The organism is Sphingomonas beigongshangi (assembly GCF_016820445.1).
Classification (GTDB): Bacteria; Pseudomonadota; Alphaproteobacteria; order Sphingomonadales; family Sphingomonadaceae; genus Sphingomonas; species Sphingomonas beigongshangi.
Window position 1 is genome coordinate 254362 of the sequence record NZ_JADHDT010000004.1, and the last position, 25001, is coordinate 279362.

A 25001-nucleotide genomic window follows, 5' to 3' on the forward strand; every position below is an offset into this window, starting at 1 on the left:
TTCAGAGGTTCCGCGCGTAGACGAAGTCGTCGCACCAGGTCACGCCGACCTTGAAGCGGCGTTCGGCGACGACGGCGAAGCCGTGGCGCTCATAGAAGGCGCGGGCGCGGGCATTTCCCGCGAACACGCCGAGCAGCATGCGCGTCGCGCCGAGCGCACGCGCATCAGCGACCGCGCGGGCCATCAGCGCCGGGCCGAGGCCGGTGCCCTGCATCCGGGACAGCGTGTAGATGCGGCGCAACTCGATGTCGCCGACGCGCGTCTCGCCCACCTCCTCCGGCGGGGTCAGCAGCGAATAGCCAATCGGCGAGTGGCCGGACGCATGCTCCGCCAGCGTCAGGACGCTGGCCGGATCGCGGCTCCAGGCGTCGAAGCGCGCCGGGCTGCTCTTGGCGGCGAGATGCGCCAGGATGTCGACGCCCGCCAGCACGCCGGCGAACGTCTCCAGGAAGCTGGCCTGCGCGACCAGCGCGACTGCGGGCGCATCCTCGGGAGACGCACGCCGCAGCCGCCAGTCGGTCATCAGCCGACGATCTCTTCGGGTTTGAAGAAATAGGCGATCTCGATCTCGGCATTCTCGTCCGAGTCCGAGCCGTGCACCGTGTTCGCCTCGATTGATTCGGCCAATTCCTTGCGGATCGTGCCAGGCTCGGCGTTCGCTGGGTTGGTCGCGCCCATGATGTCGCGGTTGCGCTGCATCGCGTTCTCGCCCTCGAGAACCTGCACGACCACGGGACCCGAGATCATGAATTCGACCAGATCGTTGAAGAAGGGGCGCTCCTTGTGCACCGCGTAGAAGCCTTCGGCCTGTTCACGGGTCATGTGGATGCGCTTCGAGGCGACGACGCGCAGGCCGGCGTCCTCCAGCATCTTGGTGACCGCGCCGGTCAGGTTGCGACGCGTGGCGTCGGGCTTGATGATCGAAAAGGTCCGGTTCGCGGCCATGATGGTCACGGAGCTCCTGTGGTTGGGCTGTCGTTGGAAGTGGCGCTGCCCTAGTGGCCGGAACGGGACTTGGCAACAATCAGCGATCGGCAGGCGCGATCAGGCGGCGCGCTCCCAGCGGCCGGTGTCCGACTGTTTCCAGTATCGCCGTTCGACATCCGCCGCGTCGCCCAGTCCCCGCCAGGCCGTTCGGGCCGCCTGGATATGGTCTTCGCCGAAAAAGTGGAACGCGCGTTCGAAGGTCAGCGCCTCGTCGCGCCAGCGGCCGTCGACGATGGCGACATGGCGCGCGCCGTTCGCCGCATCGACGCTGCCCGCGATCAGCACCGGCTGCAGCGCATCCCCACCCCCGCCGGCCTGGGCATGCGGCAGAAAACTTTCGGGATCGTAGATCCAGAGCAGGCGGTCGAGCTGCGCCCGCTGCTCCGGATCCTCCGCAACGATCAGCAGCCGCGCGCCGCTCGCCACCACCTTCTCGGCGATCTGCGGCAGCGCGCGGTCGAGCGGCGTCGTGGTCAGGTGATAGAAATCGACCTGCATCAGCCCTCGAAATTGGCCGAGACGAACCGGTCGAGCAGGCGGACGCCGTAGCCGGTCGCACCCTTGTCGTGGTGGCTGCCAGGCTTGTCCGCCCACACCACGCCGGCGATGTCGAGATGCGCCCACTTCACGCCGTCGTCGACGAACCGCTTGATGAACTGCGCGGCCGTGATCGAGCCGGCGCCGCGCGGCCCGACATTCTTCATGTCGGCGATCGGGCTGTCGATCAGCTTGTCATAGGCATCGGCGAGCGGGAAGCGCCACAGCTTGTCGCCGCTCGCGCTGGCCGCGGCCAGCAGCTGCTCGGCAAGGCCATCGTCGTTGCTGAACAGCCCGGCATGCTCGTTGCCCAGGCTGATGATCATCGCGCCGGTCAGCGTCGCGAGGTCGACCAGCGTGGTCGGCTTGAACGTCCGCTGCGTCCAGGTGATCGCGTCGGCGAGCACGAGGCGCCCCTCGGCGTCGGTGTTGATCACCTCGATCGTCTGTCCCGACATCGACGTCACGACGTCGCCGGGCCGCTGTGCGTTGCCGTCGGGCATGTTCTCGACGAGCCCGCAGACGCCGACGACGTTGACCTTCGCCTTGCGCAGCGCGAGCGTCTTCATGACGCCGGCCACCGCACCGGCGCCGCCCATGTCCCACTTCATGTCCTCCATGCCCGCCGCGGGCTTGATGGAGATGCCGCCGGTGTCGAAGGTCACGCCCTTGCCGACGAAGGCGATCGTCGGCGCGCCTTCGCCGCCGCCGTTCCACTTCATTGCGAGGATGCGGCCATCGCGCACCGAGCCCTGGCTGACGCCGAGCAGCGAGCCCATGCCGAGATCGCGCATCGCCGCTTCGTCGAGCACCGTGATATCGAGCCCGAGGCCGTCGACGTCCCGCCGGACGTGATCGACGAAGCTTTCCGGATACAGGATGTTGGGCGGCAGCGTGACGAGCGTGCGCGTCAGCGCCATGCCCGCGGTGACCGCGGCGGCATCCGCCCAGGCGGCGTCGGTCCCCTGCGCCGAGCCGGCAATCGTCACGACGCGCAAAGTCGGCTTCTGCTTTTCGGGAAGCTTGGTGCGATAGACGTCGTAGCGCCAGGCGCGCTGCGCGGCGGCGGCCGCAAAGGCGGTGACGGCGGCCGCCGTGGCACCCGAGGCGGATACGTCGACCGCGACCTCCTCCACGCCCGAGGTCAGCAGCTTGGCGACGAGCGCACCTCCGGCCTTCTGCCAATCCACCTCGCTGCCCGCGCCGGTGCCGACGAGCAGCACGTGACGCGCATCGGACCCGGCGGGCACGAACACGTCGACCACCGCGCCCGCGTCGCCCCCGAACCGCGCCGCCCTTGCGGCCGCGGCGACGACCGCGCCGCCGCCGGCCAAGTCGGGCAGCCCGGCGCCCTTGGCGACGGGAACGGCCACGACGGCGGCGTCGGGCGAAACGGCGGGAGCGAAACGAACGTCCATGCGAACAAATCCTGTGTCTTTATCGTTGAACGCCGATCTAGGACCCGTCGGCGATAAGCACAACGATTGCAGGGCCGCACGGGTGGTGCGATAGGCGAAAACCGCATGCGTGCCGTTCAGGGCGGCGCAACTGCCGCGTATTGAAGGGGTGAGTTTTTATCATCGTGTCGCGTCTGCAACTCCTGGCCGGCTGTGCGCTGCCGCTCGTCCTGTTCGCCGCGCCGGCTGTCGCCCAGTCGCTGAGCGACAGGCCCGTCTCCCCTGCCCCGGTCTCGGACCCAGCTTTGGCCCAACCCGCGCCGCCGCCGGCGGCGGGTGAGGACCAGATTCGCTTCAGCGCGGACGCGCTGGAGTATGACACCAACACCGACATCGTGACCGCGAGCGGCGAAGTGCGCATGTATCGCGAGACGGAACGGCTGCGCGCCGACCGCGTGGTGTGGAACCGCAAGACCGGCCGGGTGACCGCGACGGGCAATATCGCGGTGACCAACCCGCAGGGCGATACCGCCTATGGCGATTCGATCGAGCTGACCGACTCGCTCAAGGACGGCGTGGTCGACAACATGCTGATCGTGCTCAACCGCGGCGGCCGCCTCGCCGCCGAAAAGGGCACGCGCGACGCCAATGGCGTGGTGGAGCTGCAGACCGCCGCCTACACGCCCTGCGCGGTCGCGACCTCGGCCGGCTGCCCGAAGGAACCGTCGTGGAAGATCACGGCGGTGCGCATCACCTACCGTCCGGATCGCAAGCGACTCTATTACGGCGGCGGGTCGTTCCACCTCTTCGGCCTGCCCGCACTGCCGCTGCCCGCCTTCTCCACGCCGGTCGGCGGCGGATCGGAGAGCGGGTTGCTGATGCCCGATTTCCAGATCAGCCAGTCGAACGGGCTGGAACTGATCGCGCCCTATTACGTCAAGCTCGCCCCCAACAAGGGGCTGACGCTGACGCCGCATATCTTCTCCAGCGAAATCCCCATGATGCAGGCGCAGTATGAGGCGCTGGGACAGACGGGCGCCTTTCGCATCACGGGCTATGCCACCGAAAGCCGGCGCAGCGACGACCTGACCACGATTACCGCCAACCAGACCGAACGCGCGTTCCGCGGCTATCTGGACGGCGTCGCCCGTTATCAATTGACCCCGGACTGGACGCTGAGCGGATCGCTGCGACTGACGACGGACCGTACCTTCCTCCGCCGCTACGACATTTCGCGCGACGATCGCCTGCGCACCACGGCGTCGCTCGAACATATCGATGCGGACAGCTATTTCGCGATCACCGGCTGGTACGTGCAGACGCTCCGCGTGGGCGACGTCCAGGGGCAGCAACCGATCGCCCTCCCCGAGATCGACTATCGCCGCCGGCTCGACCTGTTCGGCGGCAAGTTGCAGCTGCAGGGCAATTCGCTCGCGATCACCCGCACCGCGGGCCAGGATACGCAGCGGGCCTTCGTTGCCGGTCAATGGGACCTGCGGCGGCTGACCAACTGGGGCCAGGAGGTGACGCTGACGGCCTATGCGCGCGCCGACGTCTACAACACCGACAATATCGCGAGCACCGAAGTCGCAAGCTATCGCGGCCTCGACGGTTTCCACGGCCGCGCGATCGGCGCGCTGGCCGCGGACGTCAAATGGCCGTTCGTCGGCAGCTTCCTCGGCGGCACGCAGGTGCTGACGCCGCGGGTACAGATCGTCGCTTCGCCCAAGGTCGCCAATCTCGACGTGCCCAACGAGGATGCGCGCGCGATCGACCTGGAGGATTCGAACCTCTTCGCGCTCAACCGCTTCGCCGGCTACGACCGGTTCGAGGATACGACGCGCGTGACCTATGGCGCGGAATGGGCGATCAACATTCCCGGCGTGTCGTTCAATGCCGTCATCGGACAGAGCTATCGCCTGACGCAGCGTCCCACGATCCTGCCGCAGGGTACGGGTCTGTCGGACCGTTTCTCCGACATCGTGGGCAGGACCGAACTGCGCGTCCACGATTTCGTGTCGATCACCCATCGCTACCGCCTGGACAAGGACAGTTTCGCGGTGCGGCGCAATGAAGTGGACGCGACGGTTGGCTCGCGCAGCACCTATGTCCTCGTCGGCTATCTGCGCCTCAACCGCAACATCACGCCCAGCATCGAGGACCTGCAGGACCGCGAGGAACTGCGCCTCGGCGGCCGCTTGCAGGTCTCGCGGTTCTGGTCCGCCTTCGGCTCGACGGTGATCGACCTCACCAACAAGTCGGAGGACCCTCTGTCGCTGTCCGACGGATTCTCGCCGGTCCGGCATCGGTTGGGCGTGCAATATGAGGACGACTGCCTGCGGCTTGGCGTGACGTGGCGGCGAACCTACCAGGACACGGGCGACGCGCGCGGGGGCAACGCCTTCCTGTTGTCGCTGGCGTTGAAGAACATCGGTCGCTAAGCCCGCATTCAGCCGGCCGAGGGCATAGGTCGGGTCAAGGCGGACGGATCAAGGCGCGCGGCCTGCGCGCACAGCTGTAGGATAACGGGAACACGTGACGCATCGAATTCGACCGGCGGCCCGGCTGGGCCGGATCATGGGGTGGGTGGCGCTGACGGCGATGGCCGGCGGCGCGGTGGCGCAGACGGTGACCGATCAGAGCACGCCCGAAACCGCGCTGGACATCCCGGCCAATCTGCAGATCTTCGGCAAGGTCGATCCCAACGTCCGCAAGCCGACGGCGATCGTCAACGACTTCGTCATCACCGGCACCGACGTCGACCAGCGGCTGGCGCTGATCATAATGAGGAACGGTGGAAAGGCGCCGCCAACGGAGCAGCTCGAACAGCTCAAGCTCGAGATACTTCGGCAGCTGATCGACGAGACGTTGGAGATTCAAGAGGCGAAGAGCGCCGATATCACCGTCACGCAGGCAGAAATCGAACAGGCAATGAACGGCCTGGCGAAACAGATGGGACGGTCCGTCAGCCAGCTACGCGGCGACTTGCGCGCTGCGGGCTCTTCGGAACGCTCTGCCCGCCGCGCGATCGAGGGCGAGCTTGCCTGGACCCGGTACCTGCGCCGCAAGGTCGAGCCCTTCGTCAACGTCGGCGACGAGGAGGTGAAGGCGATCATCGACCGCCTGCAGGCGTCGAAGGGCGCGGAGGAATATCACCTTCAGGAAATCTACCTCAGCGCCAACGACGCCAACCGCGAACAGATCGCGGCCAATGCGCGGCAGATCATCGGCGAGCTGCAGAAGGGGCAGCAGCCGTTCGAATTCTATGCCCGCAGCTATTCCGAGGCTTCGACCAAGGCGGTCGGCGGCGATCTCGGCTGGCTGCGCCTGGCGACGCTGCCGCAGCCGCTGGCGGAAGCCGCGCAGCAAATGCAGGTCGGCCAGGTCGCCGGCCCGATCGCGACGCCCGGCGGCTTCTCGATCCTCTATCTGCTCGACAAGCGCACGGTCGGCGCGGCGGACCCGCGCGACGCGCGGCTCAGCCTGAAGCAGCTGACGATCCACTTCCCGGCCAACACGACCATGGCGCAGGCGCAGGCGCGGGCGGGTACGTTCGCCCAGGCGCTCAAGCAGATCCAGGGCTGCGGCAGCGTGGAGAAGGTCGCCGCCTCGGTCGGCGCCGAAGTCGTCGACAACGATTCGGTGCCGGTGCGCAGCGTCCCCGATCCGCGGCTTCAGCAGATCCTGCTCGGCCTGCAGGTCGGTCAGGCGACGCCGCCCTTCGGCTCACCGCAGGACGGCGTTCGCTCGCTCGTCCTTTGCGGCCGCGACGATCCGCAGCAGAGCAATCTGCCGAGCGCGAACCAGATCCAGGGGCAGCTCGAGCAGCAGCGTGTGAACCTGCGCGCGCAGAGCAAGCTGCGCGACCTGCGGCGCGACGCGGTCATCGAGTATCGCTGACGTGACCGACCTGGGCACAGCGCGCGTGGGACCGGCGACCGCCCCGCTCGCGGTGCCGCTGGGCGATCCCGCCGGGGTCGGGCCGGAGATCATCGGCAAGAGCTGGGCGGTGCGGGGCGTCCGCCGCCTGCCGCCATTCATGGCGGTGGGCGACCGGCGCGCGATCGCGCGGGTCTGGGACGGCCCGATCGCGACCGTCGCGGACGCCGCGGAAGCCCTGGCGGTGTTCGACCGCGCGCTGCCGGTGCTGCCCGCGCGCGAGGCGGGCGAGATCGTTCCCGGTATGCCCGATGTCGCCGGGGCGCACGCCGCCTTCGACGCCCTGGAAGTCGCGACGCGCGCGGTGCTGACCGGCGAGGCGCGCGCGCTGGTGACCGGACCGGTATCCAAGGCACAGCTGTACGGCGTCGGCTTCGACTGGCCGGGCCAGACCGAATTCGTCGCGGAACGGTGCGGCGTCGCGGAGGAGGATGCGGTGATGATGCTGGCCGGTCCGTCGCTTCGCGTCGTGCCGATCACCACGCACGTTCCGCTGGCCGAGGTTTCTCGCCTGCTGACGGTCGACCTGATCCTAGCCCGCGCGCGCGTCACGGCCGCCGGCCTGCGCACGGGGTTCGGCATCAAGGGACCGCGGCTCGCCTTCGCGGGGCTCAACCCGCATGCCGGAGAGGGCGGCGCGATCGGGCGCGAGGAAATAGAGGTGATGGCGCCCGCGATCGCGCAACTGCGCGCCGAGGGGATCGAGGCGACCGGCCCCTTCGCGGCCGACACGCTGTTCCACGCCCGCGCGCGGTCCGCCTATGACGTGGTCCTGTGCCCCTATCACGACCAGGCGCTGGTGCCGATCAAGACGCTGCATTTCGACGAAGGGGTCAACGTGACATTGGGCCTGCCGATCGTACGCACGTCGCCCGATCACGGCACCGCATTCGGCCTCGCCGGGCGCGATACGGCGCATCCCGGCGCGATGATCGCGGCGATCGCCATGGCGGGCCAGATCGCCGACCGTCGCTTCCCCGCCGGCGTCGCCGCGGTCGCGGCGTGAGCGCGTCGCCGGTCGGGGGGCCTCTCCCCCCGCTGCGCGAGGTGATCGCGCGCTACGGTCTCTCGGCCAGCAAGGCGCTGGGCCAGAATTTCCTCTTCGACGGCCAGCTGCTGGCGCGGATCGCGGCGGTGCCCGGCGATCTCGACGGCGCCGAGGTGCTGGAGGTCGGGCCGGGCCCGGGCGGCCTGACCCGGGCGCTGCTGCTCGCGGGCGCGCAGGTCACCGCGATCGAACGCGACCGCCGCTGCATCCCCGCGCTCGAGGAACTGGGCGCCGCCTTCCCCGGCAAGCTGCGCCTGATCGAGGGCGATGCGCTCGCGGTGGACGCCCCCACCCTCTTCACGGGGCGGCCGCACATCGTGTCCAACCTGCCCTACAATGTCGGAACCGCGTTGCTGGTCGGCTGGCTGACGGGACCTTGGCAGCCATGGTGGCAATCGCTGACGCTCATGTTCCAGAAGGAAGTCGCCGAGCGGATCGTCGCGACGCCGGGAAGCGACCATTACGGCAGGCTCGCGGTGCTGGCGCAGTGGCGCAGCGCGGCGAGGATCGCGATGCCGGTCCATCGCTCCGCGTTCACCCCGCCGCCAAAGGTGATGTCGGCCGTCGTCCATATCACCCCGGCCGAACCACCTGCGGGCGTCGACGTGGCGGTGCTGGAAAGGGTGACCGCCGCAGCTTTCGGCCAGCGCCGCAAGATGCTGCGGCAAAGCCTGAAGGCGGTACCGGGTGCGCTCGCAGCGGCGGAGGCGATCGGGATCGACGCGTCCCGACGCGCGGAAACGCTGACCGTGGCGGAATTCGTCGCCATTGCGCGCGCGGCGGGCGGCTGATCGCATCCTCCGACCCGCTGCTAACGATCGCGATACCCGATCCCGCCACCGCCTGACCGCACCCTCATACGGCGACTGCGTCAGTCCTTGGCGGCGGTCGGCTTCGCCTGCGTCTGCGCGGTGGTGATCGGCGGCCCCTTTGCGATGGCGGCCGCAAGCTGGTTCGCCTCCGGGCATGCGCCCTTGCACAAGGTCCGGATCTTCGCGAGATTGGCCTTGGCCAGCGTCACCGCCCCCTTGGCGACCAGCGCCTCGCCCTGGCCCTGCAACGCGGCCACGTCATTGGGTTCGAGCGACAGCGCCTCGCGGTAGAGGCGGATCGCGGTGCCGGGCAGGCCGCGTGCGTCCGCGGTCTCGGCCAGCACGACATAGGCCTGGCGATTGCGAGGATCGACCGCGAGCGCGGTCTCCAGCAAGTCCGTGGCGCCGTCGAGATTGCCGGCCGCCTTTGCCGCCTTGCCCTGAGCAAGCAACTGCATCGAACGGGCGTCGATCTGGTCGTCCGGCCGCTGGCCGTGCAGCGAGGTCGACACGCACACCAGGGTCAACGTGGCGGCGATGGCGACGGAGGTCACGCGCATGAAGGTCTCCACAGGGGGCACGGCCCGGAAGCTAGCAAAGCCGGATCAGCCGCGCGACAAAAAAGCCGTCGGTCCCGTCGTGCGCGGGATCGAGGCGCAGGCCGCTGCCGCGCGGCCGGCCGGCAGGCAGATCGAGCGGCTCGGCACGCCAGCCGGGAGAGGTGGCGAGGAAGGCGTCGACCTGTGCCGCCCCCTCCGCATCGAGCAGCGAGCAGACGATGTAGACCAGCGCCCCGCCCGGCCGCACGAGCGGCGCCGCGAGCTCCAGGACGTGGCGCTGCTGCTGCGCGAATCGTTCCAGCCGCTGTGGCGTGAGGCGCCAGCGCGCCTCGGGATTGCGACGCCACGTCCCGGTCCCCGAACAGGGCGCATCCACCAGGACCGTATCCGCGGCGCCTGCAAAGGGCGCGAGCGCTGCCGCCTCGCGTCCCGCATCGAGCAGCAGCGGCCTGGCGATCGTGACCCCCGCCTTTTCCGCGCGCGGCGCCAGCCTCGACAGCCGGGCGCGGTCGACGTCGCTCGCGATCAACTCGCCGCGATTGTCCATCGCCGCGGCGAGCGCGAGCGTCTTGCCGCCGCCACCTGCGCACAGGTCGATGATGTTCTGGCCGGGCTCCGCGCGGGCGGCGAGGCTGACGATCTGGCTGCCCGCGTCCTGCACCTCCACGCGCCCGGCGAGCGGTTCGACGTTGGTGCCACTGGGCAGGCGCAGCGCGTCGGGCAACCCGGCCACGGCTTCACCGCCGATCTCCGCACGGATCGACGCGACGTCCGTGCGAAGCCGGTTGACCCGGATATCGAGCGGCGCGCGCGCGACCAACGCCTGCTGAGCCGAAGACGGGACGTCCGATGCGATCAGCGCCGCGCTGAGCCATGATGGCATGACCCCGGCAGCGGCGGCGGGCTCGGCCGGATCCAGCGGCGCCGGTCCATGCGCCGATCCGTCGAAGGTTGCGGCAAGGGCATCATCCTCTCGGGCGAGGCCGACCAGCGCGGCGCGACCGTTTTCGGGCGCTTCCCCGGCGCGGCGGATCGCCGCATAGACGAGGTCGCGCACCGCGCGCCGGTCCTTGGCACCGGCATAGCGACGGCTCGCGAAATAGCGCGCGACGAGCGTGTCCGCCGCCGCACCGCCGCCGCGCGCCGCGTCGACGACCTGGTCGAGAATGTCGATCGCGGCCTGGCTGCGCGCTGCGGGCGTCATCGGCCGGCTCCCGTCACCGCTGCCTCATCGGGTCGGATAGTTCGGCGCCTCGCGCGTGATCGTCACGTCGTGGACATGACTTTCCTTGAGCCCCGCGCCGGTGATCTGCACGAACTGCGCGCGGCTCTTGAGGTCGGGGATCGTCGCAGAGCCGGTATAGCCCATCGCCGCCTTGATGCCGCCGACGAGCTGGTGGATGACGTCGCGTGCCGGCCCCTTGTAGGCGACCTGCCCTTCGATCCCCTCCGGCACCAGCTTCATCTGGTCCTTGATATCGCCCTGGAAATAGCGGTCGGCGGAGCCGCGACCCATCGCGCCGACCGACCCCATGCCGCGATAGGATTTGTACGCCCGTCCCTGGTACAGGAAGGTCTCGCCCGGCGCCTCTTCGGTGCCGGCCAGCAGCGATCCGACCATGCAGGTCGCGGCCCCCGCGGCCAGCGCCTTGGCGAGGTCGCCGGAGGTGCGCAGGCCGCCGTCCGCGATCACCGGCACGCTCGACTTGGCGGCCTCTTCGGCGCAGTCCATGACCGCGGTGAGCTGCGGAACGCCGACGCCGGCGACGACCCGCGTCGTGCAGATCGATCCCGGACCGATACCGACCTTGATGCCGTCCGCGCCCGCGTCGACCAGCGCGCGCGTCGCCGCCGCGGTCGCGACGTTGCCCGCGACGACCTGGACCGAGTTGCTGAGCTTCTTCACCCGCTCGACCGCCCGAGCGACATCGCGATTGTGGCCGTGCGCGGTGTCGATCACGATCAGGTCGCATTCCGCGTCGACAAGGGCCTCCGTCCGCTCGAAGCCCTTGTCACCGACCGTGGTCGCCGCGGCGACGCGCAGGCGGCCGGCCGCATCCTTGGTCGCGTCGGGATAGGTGACCGCCTTTTCGATATCCTTGACCGTGATCAGCCCGACGCAGCGATAGGCGTCGTCGACGACGAGTAGCTTCTCGATGCGGCGCTGATGGAGCAGGCGGCGCGCCTCGTCCTGGCCGACGTCGGTCGAAACCGTCGCGAGATTGTCGCGGGTCATCAGTTCGGCGACCGGCTGCTTCGGATTGCCCGCGAAGCGGACGTCGCGGTTCGTGAGGATGCCGACGAGCCGACCGTCCGCCTCGACGACCGGAATGCCGCTGATCCGATGGTTGGCCATCAGCGCCTGCGCCTCCGCCAGCGTCGCGGTCGGGGCGATGGTGATCGGATTGACGACCATGCCCGACTCGAAGCGCTTGACCTGGCGCACCGCCGCGACCTGTTCCTCGACGGTCAGATTGCGGTGGAGGACGCCGATACCGCCGAGCTGGGCCATGACGATCGCCATGTCCGCTTCGGTCACCGTATCCATGGCCGAGGACAGGATCGGGATGTTGAGCGCGATGCCCCGCGTCACCTGCGTGCGTGTATCCGCGCTGCTCGGCAGGATATCGGACTCCTGCGGCACGAGCAGGACGTCGTCGAAAGTGAGGCCGAGCCGGATATCCAAGATGCCGTTCCTCGCATGGCGTGGGGAAGTGGCGGGCCATGTAACCGCGGTCCGCCCGATTAGCTAGGGGGTCACCGACATGGCCTTACGGTTCGGCCGCGCGGGGTGCTATAGCGATATGGGGCACCGGCGCGTGAGTCGGTATCCCGGGGAGGGCCGACATGGGGATTACCATCGCAGCATTCGCCTTGGCACTGGTGCTGTTCTACCTGATGACCAGCATCAAGATCGTGCGCCAGGGCTATCAGTACACGATCGAGCATTTCGGCCGCTACACCACCACCGCCGCACCGGGCTTCAATTTCTACCCGGCGTTCTTCTATCGCGTCGGCCGCAAGGTGAACATGATGGAGCAGGTGATCGACATCCCCGGACAGGAGATCATCACCAAGGACAATGCCATCATCTCCACCGACGGCGTCGTCTTCTTCCAGGTGCTCGACGCGGCCAAGGCAGCCTATGAGGTTTCGGATCTGTACGTCGCGCTGCTCCAGCTGACGACGACGAACCTGCGCACCGTCATGGGGTCGATGGACCTGGACGAGACCTTGTCGAAGCGCGACGAGATCAACGCGCGCCTCCTGTCGGTGGTGGATCATGCGACGGTGCCGTGGGGTGTCAAGATCACCCGCGTCGAGATCAAGGACATCCGCCCGCCGGCCGACATCGTCGCCGCCATGGGTCGCCAGATGAAGGCGGAGCGCGAGAAGCGCGCCAACATCCTCGAGGCGGAGGGCACGCGGGCCAGCGAGATCCTGCGGGCCGAGGGGCAGAAACAGGCGCGCATCCTGGAGGCGGAGGGCCGGCGCGAGTCCGCCTATCGCGACGCGGAAGCGCGCGAGCGCGCGGCTGAGGCAGAGGCGAAGGCGACGCAGGTCGTGTCCGACGCGATCGAGAGCGGGTCGACGCAGGCGATCAACTATTTCATCGCGCAGAAATATGTCGAGGCCGTCGGCAAGTTCGCGACCAGTCCCAACGCGAAGACGATCCTGTTCCCGGTCGAGGCGACCAACTTGATCGGCACGCTGGGCGGCATCGGCGAACTCGCCAAGGAGGCCTTGGGCAAGCCGTCCGCGGCGTCCGCCGAGCCGCGGCGCGGGCCGTTTGAGCTGCCCAAGCCGTGACGCTCGACGGGATCGGCGGAGCGGCGGGCGCTTGGCTGATCGCGGCGCTGGCCCTCGGGCTCGCCGAGCTGGTCATCCCGGGCGTGTTCGCCGTCTTCCTGGCGATCGCCGCCGGGATCGTCGGGCTGACGCTGTTGGCGTTGCCGGAACTGCCCGTCGCGGTGCAGATCGCTGCCTTCGCCGCGTGGAGCATCGTTTCGGTGCTGATCGGCCGTCGCTGGTATCGCGACTATCCGGTCGAAACCAGCGATCCGCAGCTCAACGACCGTGCCGCCCGCATGATCGGCCAGGTGGTGGTCGTCGAGCAGCGCGTCGATGCGGAGGGCGGCCGCGTGCGGGTGGGTGACGGCAGTTGGCCCGCGTGCGGTGCCCCGGCGGACCCTGGCGCACGCGTCCGCATCAGCGCGATCCGCGACGGCGTCGCGATCGTCGAACCGCATGCGGATTGATCGACACGTCCTCCACTTGGCGCATTCTGGCCGATTGTCGCTGCGCTGCCATCAATGCGATGCTATATACGCCGGGTGAGCGACAGCATCCCCTTCGACGTGCCGATCGGCGTCGACCCCGCCGACATCGACTTTATGGGTCACGTCAACAATGCCAGCTACCTGAAGTGGGTGCAGGAAGCCGTGGTCAGCCACTGGCAGAAGCTCGCGCCCGCGGACGCGGTCGCCACCCACCTCTGGGTCGCGCTGAAGCACGAGATCACCTATCGGAAGCCGACCTTCCTCGGCGATGACGTGATCGCCACGGTGTTGCTCGAAAAGGTGCAGGGCGCGCGCGCGTTCTACGGCACCGTCATCCGGCGCGGCGAAGAGGTGCTGGCGGAAGTGAAATCGAGCTGGTGCTGCCTGGACGCCGAGACGCTGAAGCCGGCGCGGTTGGCGCGCGAGGTCATCGACCGCTTCTTCCAGCCACCCGATCAAGCCACCGCCTGACATCCCGTACGACGCCGCAGCGGGCGGGCCGAAGCACCGTTCCCCTTCACCTGCCGGCCAAGGGGAACAGCGCTTCGGTTCTCGACCGGCAGGCGGCGCCGAGGATCAGGCCGCCTCGGTGCTCCGGGGCGCAGCCTGGCGGACGCCGTCGTCGACATGATCGGCGAACTGCGCGAAATTCTCCACAAACAGATCGACGAGCCTCGCTGCAGCGGCGTCATAGGCGGCCTTGTCCGCCCAGGTCGCCCGCGGATCGAGGATCGCGCTGTCGACTCCCGGGACCGCCACCGGGACCTTGAACCCGAAGTTCGGATCGGTACGGAATTCGGCGTCCTTCAGCGACCCGTCGAGCGCGGCGTTGAGCAATGCTCGCGTGGCCTTGATCGGCATGCGATGCCCGACACCATATTGGCCGCCCGTCCAGCCGGTGTTCACCAGCCAGCAATCGACACCGCCCCTGGCGATCCGTTCCTTCAGGAGATTGCCGTAGATCGAGGGATGGCGCGGCATGAAGGGGGCGCCGAAACAGGTCGAGAAGGTCGCGTCCGGTTCCGTCACGCCGATCTCCGTACCGGCGACGCGCGCGGTATAGCCGGACAGGAAGTGATACATCGCCTGATCGGGCGTCAGCTTGGCGATCGGCGGCAGGATGCCATAGGCATCCGCCGTCAGCATCACGATGTTGCGCGGCACGCCGCCCATATTCTCGTCGGACGCGTTCGGGATGAAATCGATCGGATAGGCGCCGCGGCTGTTTTCCGCGAGGCTGTTGTCGTGCAGATCGAGCTGGCGCGTGACCGGGTCCATCACGACATTCTCCAGCACCGTGCCGAAGCGCTTGGTCGTCGCGAAGATCTCGGGCTCGGCCTCCGGCGACAGGCGGATCATCTTGGCATAGCAGCCGCCCTCGAAATTGAAGACCGCGGTATCGGACCAGCCATGCTCGTCGTCACCGATCAGCGTGCGCTGCGGATCGGCGGAGAGCGTCGTCTTCCCCGTGCCCGACAGGCCGAAGAACACGGCAGTCGATCCGTCGGCGCCCATGTTCGCCGAGCAATGCATCGGCATCACGCCACTCGTCGGCAGCAGATAGTTGAGGATGCCGAACACGGACTTCTTCATCTCGCCGGCATAGCGGGTTCCACCGATCAGGATCAGCTTCTCGGTGAAGTTGACCGCGATGACGGTCTCGCTGCGGCAGCCGTGGCGGGCCGGATCGGCGCGGAAGCTCGGCAGGTCGATGATCGTATATTCCGGCTCGAACCCCTTCAGCTCGTGCTCCTCCGGCCGGACCAGCATCGTCCTGATGAAGAGGTTGTGCCACGCGAGCTCGTTGATGACGCGCACTCGCACGCGGTGCTCGGGCTGGGACCCGCCGTACAGGTCCTGCACGAACAGATTCTCCTTGTCGCGTAGCGCGGTCAGGAAATCGGCCTTGAGCGCCGCGAACGCCTCCGGGGTCATGCCCTTGTTGGTCTTGCCCCACCAGACCGTGGCGTCGGTCTCCGCATCGCGGACGATGAACTTGTCCTGCGCGGACCGGCCGGTGTGCGCGCCGGTTTCGACGACGAGCGGGCCGTCGGCGCTGAGCTTGCCCTCGCCGCGCGCGACGGCGGCCTCGACCAGCCTCGCAGTGACCATGTTCCAATGGAGATCGGCGCGCGTCTCGATACCCTGCCGGTCGAGACCTGCGTGCGGAATACGCTTGTTCACAGGCAACATCCTCCCACGTCAAAATCGCCTGCGCGCGCGTCCTGGGGAGGGAAAGTACGCGCGCCGGCCTGTACCTTCTCGCTTACGCAGCAAAACCGCAGGCGTCAAACCGGCGGTTTCCGTAACGTCATGTCCGATACGGTTGAGCCGGGCGCCGCTTTGACGTACCGCGGAGGCGATGATCAGCAAGGCCTGCCCCGCATGACCGCGACGATCGCGCTGGTCGACGACGACCGCAACATCCTGACCTCCGTCTCGATCGCGCTGCAGGCGGAGGGCTTTTTGACCCGCGTGTACAGCGACGGAGAGGCCGCGCTGAAGGCGTTGACCGACAATCCCCCCGACCTTGCGATCTTCGACATCAAGATGCCGAGGATGGACGGTCTGGAGCTGCTGCGGCGCTTGCGCGAGAAGAGCCAGATCCCCGTCATCTTCCTGACCAGCAAGGATGACGAGCTGGACGAGGCGCTCGGCCTCGCGATGGGCGCGGACGACTATATCGCCAAGCCGTTCAGCCAGCGGCTGCTGATCGCGCGGATCCGTGCCATTTTGAGACGGACGGACCTGGCGATGCCGCAGGGAAGCGGCAACGATGTCGTGGAGCCGACCCAGCCGATCGAGCGCGGACGGCTGAGCATGGATCCGGCGCGGCACCGCACGACCTGGGCCGGTGACGTGGTGACGCTGACGGTCACGGAATTCCTGATCCTGGAGACGCTGGCGCAGCGCCCCGGCATCGTGAAGACGCGCAACCAGCTGATGGACGCCGCCTATCACGACGACATCTACGTCGACGACCGGACGATCGACAGCCACATCAAGCGCCTGCGTCGCAAGTTCCGCCAGGTCGACCCCGAATTCGACGCGATCGAGACGCTCTATGGCGCCGGATACCGATTCTCCGAAGAGTGACGGCGGCGAAGGGCGCGACCTCGCGCTCCGCTGGTCCGGCCACATCTCGCTCACGCGGCGTATTCTCGCCGTCAACATTGTTGCGCTGCTGCTGCTCGCGGGCGGCTTCTTCTATCTCGATTCCTACCGCAGCCGCATCGTCGACAGCCGCGTCGCGCAGACGAGCCGCGAATCGGAGCTGATCGCTGAGTCGCTGGCGATGGTGGAGCCGGCACAGCGCGACGCGTTGATCGAACGCCTGTCGCGCGACACCGGCACGCGCCTGCGCATCTTCGACCGCAACGGCGCGACGGTGGCGGACAGCCGAGCGCTCGGCGTCCGCAATGCCGTGCTGCTCGATCCCGACAAGCAGCCCTGGAACCAGACGGTCGCACGTTTCCTCGATGCCGTGATCGACACCGTCGTGGGCGCGGCCCGGGCGCCCCTGTACCGCGAACGGACCGATGGGCGGCAGTGGCCGGACGTCGCCGCGACCGCCCGCAACGTCGTGTCGACCAGCGTCTGGCGTGCGCCGGACCGTACGCCGGTGATCACCTCCGCCGCACCGTTGCCGCAGGGACAGGCGGTGATGACCACCGTCAACGCGCGCGACATCACCCAGACGGTGCGCATCGAGCGGTTCCGCCTCAGCCTGGTGCTGGCCGGCGTGACGCTGGTCTCGATCCTGCTGTCGCTGTTCCTCGCGCGGACGATCGTGCGCCCCTTGCGGCGCCTTGCCCGTGCCGCGGTGCGGGTTCGGCTGGGACGTGCGCGCGAGGTCGTCGTTCCCCGCCTTCCCTCACGACGCGACGAGATCGGCAGCCTGGCGCGCGCGCTGTCCGACATGAGCCTGGCGCTGCGGGCGCGGATCGACGCCACCGAAGCCTTTGCCGCGGACGTGACGCACGAGCTGAAGAACCCGCTGGCCTCGCTGCGGTCGGCGGTCGAGGGGCTGGGCCATGTCAAGGACCCGGCCTTGCAGGAGCAACTGCTCGCGATCGTGCGTGACGACGTCCATCGGCTGGACCGGCTGATCACCGACATTTCGGAAGCGTCGCGGCTGGACGCGCAGCTCAGCCGGGCCAAGTTCGAGGCCGTCGACGTCGGTGCTATGATCGCAGGGCTGGTCGCGCAGCGTCAGGCACGCGGGCTCGCGCACGGCGTGCGCCTGGTCTTCGATCGCGCGGAGGGCGACTTGGTCGCGAACGGCGAAGGCGCGCGGCTGGAGCGCGTATTCGACAATCTCATCGACAACGCCCTGTCCTTCTCTCCCGACGGGGGCCTGGTCGCGATCTGGGCCGGCCGGCAGGATGCGATGATCGTCGTGCGCGTCGAGGACGAGGGCCCCGGCGTCCCCCAGGAGGCGCGCGACATGATCTTCCGGCGCTTCCAGTCGATCCGGCCGTCGACCGAGGCGTTCGGCCAGCATTCGGGACTGGGCCTTGCCATTGCGCGCACCATCGTCGAGGCGCATCAGGGCACGATCGCGGTCGAATCGCGCGAGGATCGCCTGAGCGGCGCGCGATTCGTCGTCCGCTTGCCGGGCGCCGAGGTTCAGTAGAGGCGATTGAACGAAGAGCATGGCCATCCTTTCGTCGGAGACTCTTCACGCGACCGCGGTCGCCATCGATGGGCACGCCGTGCTTCTCGAAGGGCCGTCCGGCGCGGGCAAGTCGGATCTCGCGCTGAGGCTGATCGACCGCGGCGCGGTCCTGATCAGCGACGATTACACGCTGCTGGTCCGACGGAACGGCGATCTGGTCGCGCGGGCACCTGACACCATCCGCGGCAAGATGGAGGTCCGCGGAGTCGGCATCGTAACCTTGCCGCACGTCGAGGACCTGCCGGTCCGCCTGGTCGTGCGGCTGGACGGGCAGCCGGTCCGTCTGCCGGAACGCCGAATTCGGCGGATCGCGGGCGTCGCTGTTCGCGAGATCAGTCTCGACCCGCACCACGCGTCGACCCCGATCAAGGTCGAAATGGCGCTGCGCCAGCCCGAAGCGACACCGGCATGACCGATCGCAAGGACATCCTGCTCGTCACCGGCCTCTCCGGCGCGGGGAAGTCGACCGTTCTGAAGACGCTGGAGGACATCGGCTGGGAAGTCGTCGACAATCTGCCGCTGCTGCTGCTCGACCGCCTGCTCGACGCGCCGCTCACCGAGGGGACCGGCGACGCCGGACAACCGCTCGCGATCGGCATCGGCACGCGCACGCGCGACTTCGATCCCGTGCGGATCGTCGAGCGCATCCGCAGGCTGCGGGACGTGCACGACCTCGACATCGGCATGCTGTTCCTCGACTGCGCCGGCGCGGAGCTGGAGCGGCGCTATTCGGAAACGCGGCGCCGCCATCCGCTCGCGCCGGATCGACCGGCGAGCGACGGCATCGGCCGGGAGCGCGAATTGCTCGCTCCGCTGCGCGACTGGTCGAATCGCCTGATCGACACGACCAATCTATCCAGCCACGCCCTGGCGCAGCAGATCCGCGAGACGTTCGCACGCGCCGGCAACGACGAACCCGTGCTTTCCGTCCTGTCCTTCGGTTTCGCCCGCGGGCTGCCGCGCAACGCCGACCTCGTCTTCGATATGCGTTTCCTGCGCAATCCGCATTGGAACGCCGCGCTTCGCCCCGGGACAGGGCTCGACGCGGACGTCGCCGCCTATGTCGCGGCGGATCCCGCCTATCCCGAGGCGATGGACCGGATCGAGGGGCTGCTGAAGCTGCTGCTGCCGAGATATCGGGCGGAGGGAAAAGCCTATGTCACCGTCGCGATCGGCTGTACCGGGGGACGCCACAGATCGGTCCATGTCGCGGAGACGCTCGCCAGCCGGTTGCGCGCGGACGGTTTTTCGCCCACCATCACGCATCGCGACCTGGGGGCCGCGCCGCAGGACTCGCTCGAAGGGCCACCGGCCAAAGCATGAGTAATACGTCTGAGATGATTGGCCTTGTACTGGTGACCCACGGGCGGCTCGCCGAGGAGTTCGTCGTGGCGATGGTTCACGTCGTCGGTCCGCAGGAGCGGATCGCGACCATCTCCATCGGCCCCGACGACGACATGGAGACGCGGCGCGCCGACATCGCGGCGGCGATCGCGGCGGTCGATGCCGGTCGCGGCGTGATCGTCCTGACCGACCTGTTCGGCGGTACGCCGTCGAACCTCGCCATCTCGCTGATGGAACGCGGACGCGTCGAGGTCATCGCGGGCATGAACCTGCCGATGCTGATCCGGCTGGGCTCGGCGCGCAAGTCGATGAAGGTCGTCGACGCGGTTGCCGCGGCACGCGAGGCCGGCCGCAAATATATCTCGGTCGCGTCCGAGGTATTGGGGGAGGCCGCCGCATGAGCGCGGTGGAGCGCACGGTGCTGATCACCAACAAGCGCGGGTTGCATGCCCGCGCCAGCGCCAAGTTCGTCACCCTCGCCTCGACGCAACCCTGCGAGGTGCAGGTGCGCAAGGACGATGGCGCCGTCACCGGCACGTCGATCATGGGATTGATGATGCTGGGCGCCGCCAAGGGCGATTCGATCACGATCAGCGCCGCGGGCGATGGCGCGGATCAGGCGGTCGCCGCGCTCTGCGAGCTGGTCGAAGCGAAGTTCGGCGAAGATTGAGCTTGCGGACCCGCCCGCCGATGCGGGAGGGACCCGGACATGCCGCGAGAGATCACCGCCTTTTCAAATCCCCTCGTCAAGCGGGTCCGGGACCTGCGGGACAAACGCCATCGCCGCGCGGCGCGCCAGTTCCTCGCCGAGGGCCTGCGCATCCTGACGGAGGCGCGCGAGACGGGGCGAATACCCCGGCTGCTCTTCTATGCGGTGCAGAGCGCGGGCCATCCGCTCGTCCATGCCCTGTCCGTCGAGGTGGAAGCGGCCGGCGGCGAGTCGATCCAGACCACGCCGGACATCCTGTCGAAGCTGAGCGGCAAGGATAATCCCCAGGCGGTGGTCGGCGTGTTCGACGAATTCGACGTGGCGCTGTCCGATCTCGACCGTACTGAATCGGGCATCTGGCTGGTCGCGGAGCGCCTGCGCGACCCCGGCAACCTGGGCACGATCCTGCGGACCGGGGACGCGGTCGGTGCGGGCGGGCTCATCCTGATCGGCGAATGCGTCGATCCCTTTTCGGTGGAGGCTGTCCGCGCGAGCATGGGGGCGCTTTTCACCATGAAGGTGGTGCGCAGCGAATGGGCACCGTTCCTCGCCTGGCTGCGCGCGGGATCAGGACAATTGGTCGGACTGAGCCTGGATACGGACCAGGATTATCGCCGCGCGGTCTATGCCGCGCCGACCTTCCTGCTGACCGGCAACGAGGCGCAGGGCATGCCCGCGGATTATGCCGCCGCGTGCGACACGCTGGTCAAGATTCCGATGCTGGGCAAGGCGGACAGCCTGAACGCCGCGGTGGCGACGGCGGTCATGGCCTATGAGGTGCTGGCGCAGCAGCGCGGCGGCTGAATCGTCGGGTCAGGCGAGCCCGGTCACGAGCACGCGCCCGCCGTCCTGCATCACGCGCCCGGCGATGAGGCCCGATACCTCGGCCTGCGCGCCCTGCTCGACATGCAGGTCGCCGCTGATCATCGCCGAGATCCTGACCCTGCAACCGCGTCGGACGATGACGTCGCCGACGATGCGACCCTCCAATACGCCGTCGTGATCCATGACGACGGTGTCCCGCTGCATCCCGCTCACATCGCTCTCCTAAACCGTCAGAATTGCTGACTGGTCACCATCGAGAACGTCGGTTGCGGCAATAATATCCGGCAGCTGCGGAGCCTTTTGCGTTGAGCGAAGTTATGGCGCGCTATTCTTCGAGCATCGCGGCAATCGTCCCGGCGGGATCGAGCGCGAATTCCCGGATCAAGCGGTAATGCGGCGTCTCCGCCAGGGTCATGCGATCGAGCCCACCACGCGTCATGCCGACAAGGTCCGCGCCGGGGAGGGCCATCAGGATCGGCGAATGCGTCGCCATGATCACCTGCGTTTCGCCGCCGGCCTGCATGCGGCGCAGCAATTTCAGGAAGTCGAACTGGCGCGTCGGCGACAGCGCCGATTCAGGTTCGTCGAACAGAAAAATGCCCCGCCGCTCGCAGCGCTCTTCGAAGAAGCGAAGGAAACCCTCGCCATGGGAATGGGAGAGGAAGTCGGGCGGCGCCGCGCACGATTCGCGTGCCGCCTCGTCCAGATAGCGCGCGACCGCGAAGAAGCTTTCCGCGCGGAAGAACCACCCCTGCCCGACCTTCGGCAGCCAGCTCGCCCGCATAACCGAGGCAAGCGCGTCGCCGTTGCATTCGAGCGCACGCGAATGATCGAGCGGCCTATACCCCGGCCCGCCACCCGCCTGATCGAAGCCCGCAAGCGCGGCCACCGCCTCCAGCAGCGTCGATTTGCCGACTCCATTTTCGCCGACGATGATCGTCACCGATTGTTCGAAGGTGAATTCGAAATCGTCATCCCGCAGGACAGGCAGCGAAAAGGGATAGGCGCTGCGATCGATCGCGACGTCGTGGCGGAATGCGATGCGCTTCAGGAACGGGGGCGGCAACCGTGTCGGCCGCTGCCCCCTCGCCATGTCACGCAGCCTCGTCCGACAGCGGCACCAGCTTCGTCAGCGGCCGCGCGGTCTGTTCGCCGACGGGAAGCGCGTCGATCGCCTTACCGCCGGTATCGATGTTCAGCGCCTCGAAGCGCTTGGCGCTGGTGAGCACCTGGCTCTCGAGGCTGCCGACAAAGGCGTTGTACGCCCCCATCGCGGTATCGAGGTTCTTGCCCAGCCGCGCAACATGCCCCCCCATGACCGTGAGGCGCTGGTACAGTTCCTTCCCGAGCGCACCGATCTCGCGTGCCTGACTCGCGAGCTTTTCCTGCCGCCAGACCGCGGACACGGTGCGGGCGATCGCGATCAGGTTGGTCGGCGTCGCGAGAAGCACGCGCTTGTCGAACGCAAAGTCCCACAGCGTCGGATCATGTTCCAGCGCTGCGGAGAGGAAATGCTCGCCCGGCACGAACATGATGACATATTCGGGCGTGTCGTCGAACTGGGCCCAATAGGCCTTGTTGCCGAGGCCGTTGACGTGGACGCGCATCGACTGCGCATGGGCGGCCAGGCCGATCTGACGCTCCGCCTCGTCCACCGCGCCAAAGGCGTCCTGATAGGCGTTCAGCGAGACCTTGGCATCGATGATCAGCGACTTGCCGCCGGGAACGCGGACGATGGCATCGGGGCGGAGCCGGCCGCCGTCGCCGTCGGCGACGCTGACCTCCATGGCGAAGTCGGTATGCTCGGCGAGCCCGCACGTCTCGAGCACGTTGCGCAGCTGCTGCTCGCCCCAGCGACCACGCGCCTTGGGGGCATTGCGCAGCGCATTGACCAGCTTGGCCGCCTCGCCCGACACACGCTCCTGCCCCAGGCGCATCTGCTCGATCTGTCCCTTGAGGTCGCCGAACGCGTCGCGGCGCTCCGCCTCGACCTTGGCGACGCCCTCCTCATAGCGTGCGAGGCGCTCGTTGACCGGCTGCAGCAGCGCCTTGAGGTTCTGGCCGGCCAATTCCTCCGACTGGCGGAACCGCGCGTCGGCGCGCTCGAGGAATGCCTTCTGCGCGTCCGAAAGCAGGCGGTTGGCCACCTCGCCGAACTGCGCGGACAGCACCTCCTTCGCCTCGCGCAGTTCGACCAGCCGCGCCTCGAACGCCTCGGCCTGCGCCCGCAGCCCGGCGATCTCCGCGCGGGCCGCATCGCGATCGGTCCGGATTGCCGCGAGTTCGGCATGGAGCCGATCAGCGAGCCCCGCGCGCTCTTCGTTCTGCGCGCGCAGCGACGCGGCATCCCGCATCGCGTCGTTACGTTCGCGCTCGACCGCGTCGCGCGCCTGCCGGACGAGGTCCGCGTCCCGTGCCCGTGCCTCGGCGACGGCGAGATCGGCGGCAAGCCCGGCAGCGCGACGACCGGCGATCAGCCAGCCGAGAAGCAGCCCGACGGCCAGCGCCAATATCGCCACGACGACCAGTTGCTCCACGCCTATTCCCCAAAAGTCTCAAAAGTCACGGTGTCCGGACATTCTCCACGCACCCGAACCGCGTTGAGGCATGCCGGACCAGCAGGAACATAGATCGAACGACGGGACGGGGACAGCGGTTTTTGGATCAGCCCGCCTTGCGCGTCTTGTTCAGCTTCTTGAGCAGCATATCGCGCTTCAGGCGGCTGATGTGATCGATGAACAGCACGCCGTTCAGATGGTCGATCTCATGCTGCATGCAGGTGGCGAGCAGGCCGTCCAGCTCTTCCTCGTGCGCCGTCCCCGTCTCGTCCTGCCAGCGGACGCGACACCGCGCCGGGCGCTTCACCTCGGCATATTGCTCCGGGATCGACAGGCAACCCTCGTTATACGTCGACAGTTCGTCCGACGTGGAGAGGATTTCAGGATTGATATAGGCATGGGGCTTGCGGATCGGCTTGCCCTCCTCGTCCTCTTCCTCCTGCAGGTCGATGACCAGGATGCGGCTGTCGACGCCGACCTGGATCGCGGCGAGACCGATGCCATGGGCATCGTACATCGTATCGAGCATGTCCGCGACGAAGGCGCGGGTTTCATCGGTGATCGCCTCGACCGGCTTGGAAACGAGGCGGAGACGCGGATCGGGAATTTCGACGATGGGAAGAACGGCCATGGCGGGTCAGCTATGGTGCGGCCGGCGGGGCGTCAAGCCGTGCGGCGGTCACGCGACCGGGCGACGCGCACGCAATGCCTGGGCAAGCGTGCCCTCGTCGAGATAGTCGAGTTCGCCGCCTACCGGCAGGCCATGCGCGAGTTGCGTCACGCGGACGGGAAAGCGCTCGATGCGATCCGCCAGGTAATGCGCCGTGGTCTGCCCCTCCAGCGTCGCGTTCATCGCCAGCACGACCTCGTCGATTCCCCCGGCCTCGATCCGGCGGATGAGCGCGTCGATGGCGAGATCCTCCGGCCGGACGCCCTCGAGCGCGGACAACCGCCCCCCGAGGACATGGAAGCGACCCGGGAACAGGCGCGAGCGTTCGAGGGCCCAGAGGTCGGCCACCTCCTCCACCACGCACAGCGCGCGCTGGTCGCGGCGCGGATCGGCACAGATCGCGCACGGATTCGCCGTGTCGACATTGCCGCAGACGGCGCATGTCTCGAGGCGTTCGTCGACCGCCTCCAGCGCGGCCCGGAGCGGCCCCAGCGCCGCCTCGCGCTTCTTCAGGAGATGCAGCACCGCCCGTCGTGCCGAGCGGGGGCCGAGGCCGGGCAACCGCGCCAGCGCCTGGGTCAGGGCTTCGATTTCGGGAGACGCCATGAAGGAACAGATAGGGGGTTGCGCCGTCCGCCGCCAGCGCGTTGAAGGGCG

Annotated in this window: 27 protein-coding genes; 14 read left to right on the forward strand and 13 right to left on the reverse strand. The window is 68.2% G+C overall.

Annotated features, from left to right (window positions below; genetic code table 11):
• Position 1: 1 nt before the first annotated feature.
• The 4 genes from IQ292_RS08970 to IQ292_RS08985 form a co-directional block, all read right to left on the reverse strand.
• Positions 2 to 523, reverse strand: a complete 522-nt coding sequence (locus tag IQ292_RS08970; protein WP_203309974.1) for a GNAT family N-acetyltransferase — start codon at positions 521 to 523, stop codon at positions 2 to 4.
• On the reverse strand, positions 523 to 945 hold the full coding sequence (ndk, locus tag IQ292_RS08975) for a nucleoside-diphosphate kinase (protein WP_115381414.1): 423 nt from the start codon (positions 943 to 945) through the stop codon (positions 523 to 525). The genes IQ292_RS08970 and ndk overlap by 1 nt, the downstream gene beginning before the upstream one ends.
• Before the next feature lie 99 nt (positions 946 to 1044).
• Positions 1045 to 1485 (reverse strand): DNA polymerase III subunit chi, encoded by a 441-nt coding sequence (locus IQ292_RS08980; RefSeq protein WP_203309975.1) that lies wholly within the window; start codon positions 1483 to 1485, stop codon positions 1045 to 1047.
• A complete protein-coding gene (locus IQ292_RS08985; protein WP_203309976.1) occupies positions 1485 to 2942 on the reverse strand; it encodes a leucyl aminopeptidase in 1458 nt (485 codons plus the stop codon). Before IQ292_RS08985 ends, IQ292_RS08980 begins: the two co-directional genes overlap by 1 nt.
• Positions 2943 to 3106: 164 nt before the next feature.
• Between IQ292_RS08985 and IQ292_RS08990 the strand changes: the two genes are divergently transcribed.
• The 4 genes from IQ292_RS08990 to rsmA all read left to right on the forward strand — a co-directional run bounded on the left by IQ292_RS08990 (position 3107) and on the right by rsmA (position 8699).
• Positions 3107 to 5362, forward strand: coding sequence for an LPS-assembly protein LptD (locus tag IQ292_RS08990; protein WP_203309977.1), 2256 nt, complete (start codon positions 3107 to 3109; stop codon positions 5360 to 5362).
• Between the two features lie 94 nt (positions 5363 to 5456).
• Positions 5457 to 6821 carry a peptidylprolyl isomerase gene (locus IQ292_RS08995; protein WP_308814104.1) on the forward strand — a complete coding sequence of 455 codons (1365 nt, stop codon included), beginning with the start codon at positions 5457 to 5459 and terminating at the stop codon, positions 6819 to 6821.
• Between the two features lies 1 nt (position 6822).
• Entirely contained in the window at positions 6823 to 7866 is a 1044-nt protein-coding gene (gene pdxA, locus IQ292_RS09000) for a 4-hydroxythreonine-4-phosphate dehydrogenase PdxA (protein WP_338057611.1), read from the forward strand.
• Positions 7863 to 8699, forward strand: a complete 837-nt coding sequence (rsmA, locus tag IQ292_RS09005) for a 16S rRNA (adenine(1518)-N(6)/adenine(1519)-N(6))-dimethyltransferase RsmA (RefSeq protein ID WP_203309978.1) — start codon at positions 7863 to 7865, stop codon at positions 8697 to 8699. Before pdxA ends, rsmA begins: the two co-directional genes overlap by 4 nt.
• An 80-nt stretch (positions 8700 to 8779) precedes the next feature.
• Here the strand turns inward: rsmA and IQ292_RS09010 are convergent, their stop codons facing one another.
• The 3 genes from IQ292_RS09010 to guaB are packed head-to-tail and all read right to left on the reverse strand — an operon-like array spanning position 8780 to position 11966.
• A complete protein-coding gene (locus IQ292_RS09010) occupies positions 8780 to 9280 on the reverse strand; it encodes a tetratricopeptide repeat protein (RefSeq protein WP_203309979.1) in 501 nt (166 codons plus the stop codon).
• Positions 9281 to 9311: 31 nt separating this feature from the next.
• Positions 9312 to 10484: an RsmB/NOP family class I SAM-dependent RNA methyltransferase gene (locus IQ292_RS09015; RefSeq protein ID WP_203309980.1), complete on the reverse strand. Its 1173-nt coding sequence runs from the start codon at positions 10482 to 10484 to the stop codon at positions 9312 to 9314.
• Between the two features lie 24 nt (positions 10485 to 10508).
• Complete coding sequence (gene guaB, locus IQ292_RS09020) at positions 10509 to 11966, reverse strand: IMP dehydrogenase (protein WP_203309981.1); 1458 nt, start codon at positions 11964 to 11966, stop codon at positions 10509 to 10511.
• A 161-nt stretch (positions 11967 to 12127) separates the two neighbouring features.
• Between guaB and IQ292_RS09025 the strand changes: the two genes are divergently transcribed.
• The 3 genes from IQ292_RS09025 to IQ292_RS09035 are packed head-to-tail and all read left to right on the forward strand — an operon-like array spanning position 12128 to position 14031.
• Positions 12128 to 13090: an SPFH domain-containing protein gene (locus IQ292_RS09025; protein ID WP_203309982.1), complete on the forward strand. Its 963-nt coding sequence runs from the start codon at positions 12128 to 12130 to the stop codon at positions 13088 to 13090.
• Positions 13087 to 13539 carry an NfeD family protein gene (locus IQ292_RS09030; protein ID WP_203309983.1) on the forward strand — a complete coding sequence of 151 codons (453 nt, stop codon included), beginning with the start codon at positions 13087 to 13089 and terminating at the stop codon, positions 13537 to 13539. The genes IQ292_RS09025 and IQ292_RS09030 overlap by 4 nt, the downstream gene beginning before the upstream one ends.
• Before the next feature lie 54 nt (positions 13540 to 13593).
• Entirely contained in the window at positions 13594 to 14031 is a 438-nt protein-coding gene (locus IQ292_RS09035) for an acyl-CoA thioesterase (protein WP_203309984.1), read from the forward strand.
• Between the two features lie 105 nt (positions 14032 to 14136).
• On the opposite strand, the gene IQ292_RS09040 is transcribed toward IQ292_RS09035, so the two are convergent.
• Positions 14137 to 15753, reverse strand: a complete 1617-nt coding sequence (locus IQ292_RS09040) for a phosphoenolpyruvate carboxykinase (RefSeq protein ID WP_238940938.1) — start codon at positions 15751 to 15753, stop codon at positions 14137 to 14139.
• A gap of 192 nt (positions 15754 to 15945) precedes the next feature.
• On the opposite strand from IQ292_RS09040, the gene IQ292_RS09045 reads away from it, so the two are divergent.
• The 7 genes from IQ292_RS09045 to IQ292_RS09075 are packed head-to-tail and all read left to right on the forward strand — an operon-like array spanning position 15946 to position 21095.
• Complete coding sequence (locus IQ292_RS09045) at positions 15946 to 16656, forward strand: response regulator transcription factor (RefSeq protein ID WP_203309986.1); 711 nt, start codon at positions 15946 to 15948, stop codon at positions 16654 to 16656.
• Positions 16625 to 18196 carry a sensor histidine kinase gene (locus IQ292_RS09050; protein WP_203309987.1) on the forward strand — a complete coding sequence of 524 codons (1572 nt, stop codon included), beginning with the start codon at positions 16625 to 16627 and terminating at the stop codon, positions 18194 to 18196. Before IQ292_RS09045 ends, IQ292_RS09050 begins: the two co-directional genes overlap by 32 nt.
• Before the next feature lie 19 nt (positions 18197 to 18215).
• Entirely contained in the window at positions 18216 to 18650 is a 435-nt protein-coding gene (locus IQ292_RS09055) for an HPr kinase/phosphorylase (protein WP_203309988.1), read from the forward strand.
• Entirely contained in the window at positions 18647 to 19561 is a 915-nt protein-coding gene (rapZ, locus tag IQ292_RS09060) for an RNase adapter RapZ (RefSeq protein ID WP_203309989.1), read from the forward strand. Before IQ292_RS09055 ends, rapZ begins: the two co-directional genes overlap by 4 nt.
• Before the next feature lie 14 nt (positions 19562 to 19575).
• On the forward strand, positions 19576 to 19983 hold the full coding sequence (locus tag IQ292_RS09065) for a PTS sugar transporter subunit IIA (RefSeq protein WP_203310094.1): 408 nt from the start codon (positions 19576 to 19578) through the stop codon (positions 19981 to 19983).
• A complete protein-coding gene (locus IQ292_RS09070; protein WP_203309990.1) occupies positions 19980 to 20252 on the forward strand; it encodes an HPr family phosphocarrier protein in 273 nt (90 codons plus the stop codon). The genes IQ292_RS09065 and IQ292_RS09070 overlap by 4 nt, the downstream gene beginning before the upstream one ends.
• Before the next feature lie 39 nt (positions 20253 to 20291).
• Positions 20292 to 21095: a TrmH family RNA methyltransferase gene (locus tag IQ292_RS09075; protein WP_203309991.1), complete on the forward strand. Its 804-nt coding sequence runs from the start codon at positions 20292 to 20294 to the stop codon at positions 21093 to 21095.
• A gap of 9 nt (positions 21096 to 21104) precedes the next feature.
• On the opposite strand, the gene IQ292_RS09080 is transcribed toward IQ292_RS09075, so the two are convergent.
• The 5 genes from IQ292_RS09080 to recR form a co-directional block, all read right to left on the reverse strand.
• Complete coding sequence (locus IQ292_RS09080) at positions 21105 to 21329, reverse strand: hypothetical protein (protein ID WP_420853668.1); 225 nt, start codon at positions 21327 to 21329, stop codon at positions 21105 to 21107.
• A gap of 112 nt (positions 21330 to 21441) precedes the next feature.
• Positions 21442 to 22209, reverse strand: a complete 768-nt coding sequence (locus IQ292_RS09085; RefSeq protein WP_203309992.1) for an AAA family ATPase — start codon at positions 22207 to 22209, stop codon at positions 21442 to 21444.
• Between the two features lies 1 nt (position 22210).
• Positions 22211 to 23653 (reverse strand): DNA recombination protein RmuC, encoded by a 1443-nt coding sequence (gene rmuC, locus IQ292_RS09090; protein WP_203309993.1) that lies wholly within the window; start codon positions 23651 to 23653, stop codon positions 22211 to 22213.
• Between the two features lie 127 nt (positions 23654 to 23780).
• On the reverse strand, positions 23781 to 24305 hold the full coding sequence (gene def, locus IQ292_RS09095) for a peptide deformylase (RefSeq protein WP_203309994.1): 525 nt from the start codon (positions 24303 to 24305) through the stop codon (positions 23781 to 23783).
• A gap of 48 nt (positions 24306 to 24353) precedes the next feature.
• On the reverse strand, positions 24354 to 24950 hold the full coding sequence (gene recR, locus IQ292_RS09100) for a recombination mediator RecR (RefSeq protein ID WP_203309995.1): 597 nt from the start codon (positions 24948 to 24950) through the stop codon (positions 24354 to 24356).
• Between the last annotated feature and the right edge of the window lie 51 nt (positions 24951 to 25001).

What these genes read in the sequence shown, in the direction of transcription:
- IQ292_RS09035 (WP_203309984.1), top strand. Translation starts at nt 13,594, where the DNA reads ATGCGATGCTATATACGCCGGGTGAGCGACAGCATCCCCTTCGACGTG.
- IQ292_RS09015 (WP_203309980.1), bottom strand. Translation starts at nt 10,484, where the DNA reads ATGACGCCCGCAGCGCGCAGCCAGGCCGCGATCGACATTCTCGACCAG.
- def (WP_203309994.1), bottom strand. Translation starts at nt 24,305, where the DNA reads ATGGCCGTTCTTCCCATCGTCGAAATTCCCGATCCGCGTCTCCGCCTC.
- IQ292_RS09065 (WP_203310094.1), top strand. Translation starts at nt 19,576, where the DNA reads ATGATTGGCCTTGTACTGGTGACCCACGGGCGGCTCGCCGAGGAGTTC.
- IQ292_RS09075 (WP_203309991.1), top strand. Translation starts at nt 20,292, where the DNA reads ATGCCGCGAGAGATCACCGCCTTTTCAAATCCCCTCGTCAAGCGGGTC.
- rapZ (WP_203309989.1), top strand. Translation starts at nt 18,647, where the DNA reads ATGACCGATCGCAAGGACATCCTGCTCGTCACCGGCCTCTCCGGCGCG.
- IQ292_RS09070 (WP_203309990.1), top strand. Translation starts at nt 19,980, where the DNA reads ATGAGCGCGGTGGAGCGCACGGTGCTGATCACCAACAAGCGCGGGTTG.
- IQ292_RS09050 (WP_203309987.1), top strand. Translation starts at nt 16,625, where the DNA reads ATGGCGCCGGATACCGATTCTCCGAAGAGTGACGGCGGCGAAGGGCGC.
- IQ292_RS09085 (WP_203309992.1), bottom strand. Translation starts at nt 22,209, where the DNA reads ATGGCGAGGGGGCAGCGGCCGACACGGTTGCCGCCCCCGTTCCTGAAG.
- IQ292_RS09040 (WP_238940938.1), bottom strand. Translation starts at nt 15,753, where the DNA reads ATGTTGCCTGTGAACAAGCGTATTCCGCACGCAGGTCTCGACCGGCAG.
- IQ292_RS09010 (WP_203309979.1), bottom strand. Translation starts at nt 9,280, where the DNA reads ATGCGCGTGACCTCCGTCGCCATCGCCGCCACGTTGACCCTGGTGTGC.
- IQ292_RS08985 (WP_203309976.1), bottom strand. Translation starts at nt 2,942, where the DNA reads ATGGACGTTCGTTTCGCTCCCGCCGTTTCGCCCGACGCCGCCGTCGTG.
- IQ292_RS09055 (WP_203309988.1), top strand. Translation starts at nt 18,216, where the DNA reads ATGGCCATCCTTTCGTCGGAGACTCTTCACGCGACCGCGGTCGCCATC.
- IQ292_RS09025 (WP_203309982.1), top strand. Translation starts at nt 12,128, where the DNA reads ATGGGGATTACCATCGCAGCATTCGCCTTGGCACTGGTGCTGTTCTAC.
- recR (WP_203309995.1), bottom strand. Translation starts at nt 24,950, where the DNA reads ATGGCGTCTCCCGAAATCGAAGCCCTGACCCAGGCGCTGGCGCGGTTG.
- IQ292_RS08970 (WP_203309974.1), bottom strand. Translation starts at nt 523, where the DNA reads ATGACCGACTGGCGGCTGCGGCGTGCGTCTCCCGAGGATGCGCCCGCA.
- IQ292_RS08980 (WP_203309975.1), bottom strand. Translation starts at nt 1,485, where the DNA reads ATGCAGGTCGATTTCTATCACCTGACCACGACGCCGCTCGACCGCGCG.
- ndk (WP_115381414.1), bottom strand. Translation starts at nt 945, where the DNA reads ATGGCCGCGAACCGGACCTTTTCGATCATCAAGCCCGACGCCACGCGT.
- IQ292_RS09045 (WP_203309986.1), top strand. Translation starts at nt 15,946, where the DNA reads ATGACCGCGACGATCGCGCTGGTCGACGACGACCGCAACATCCTGACC.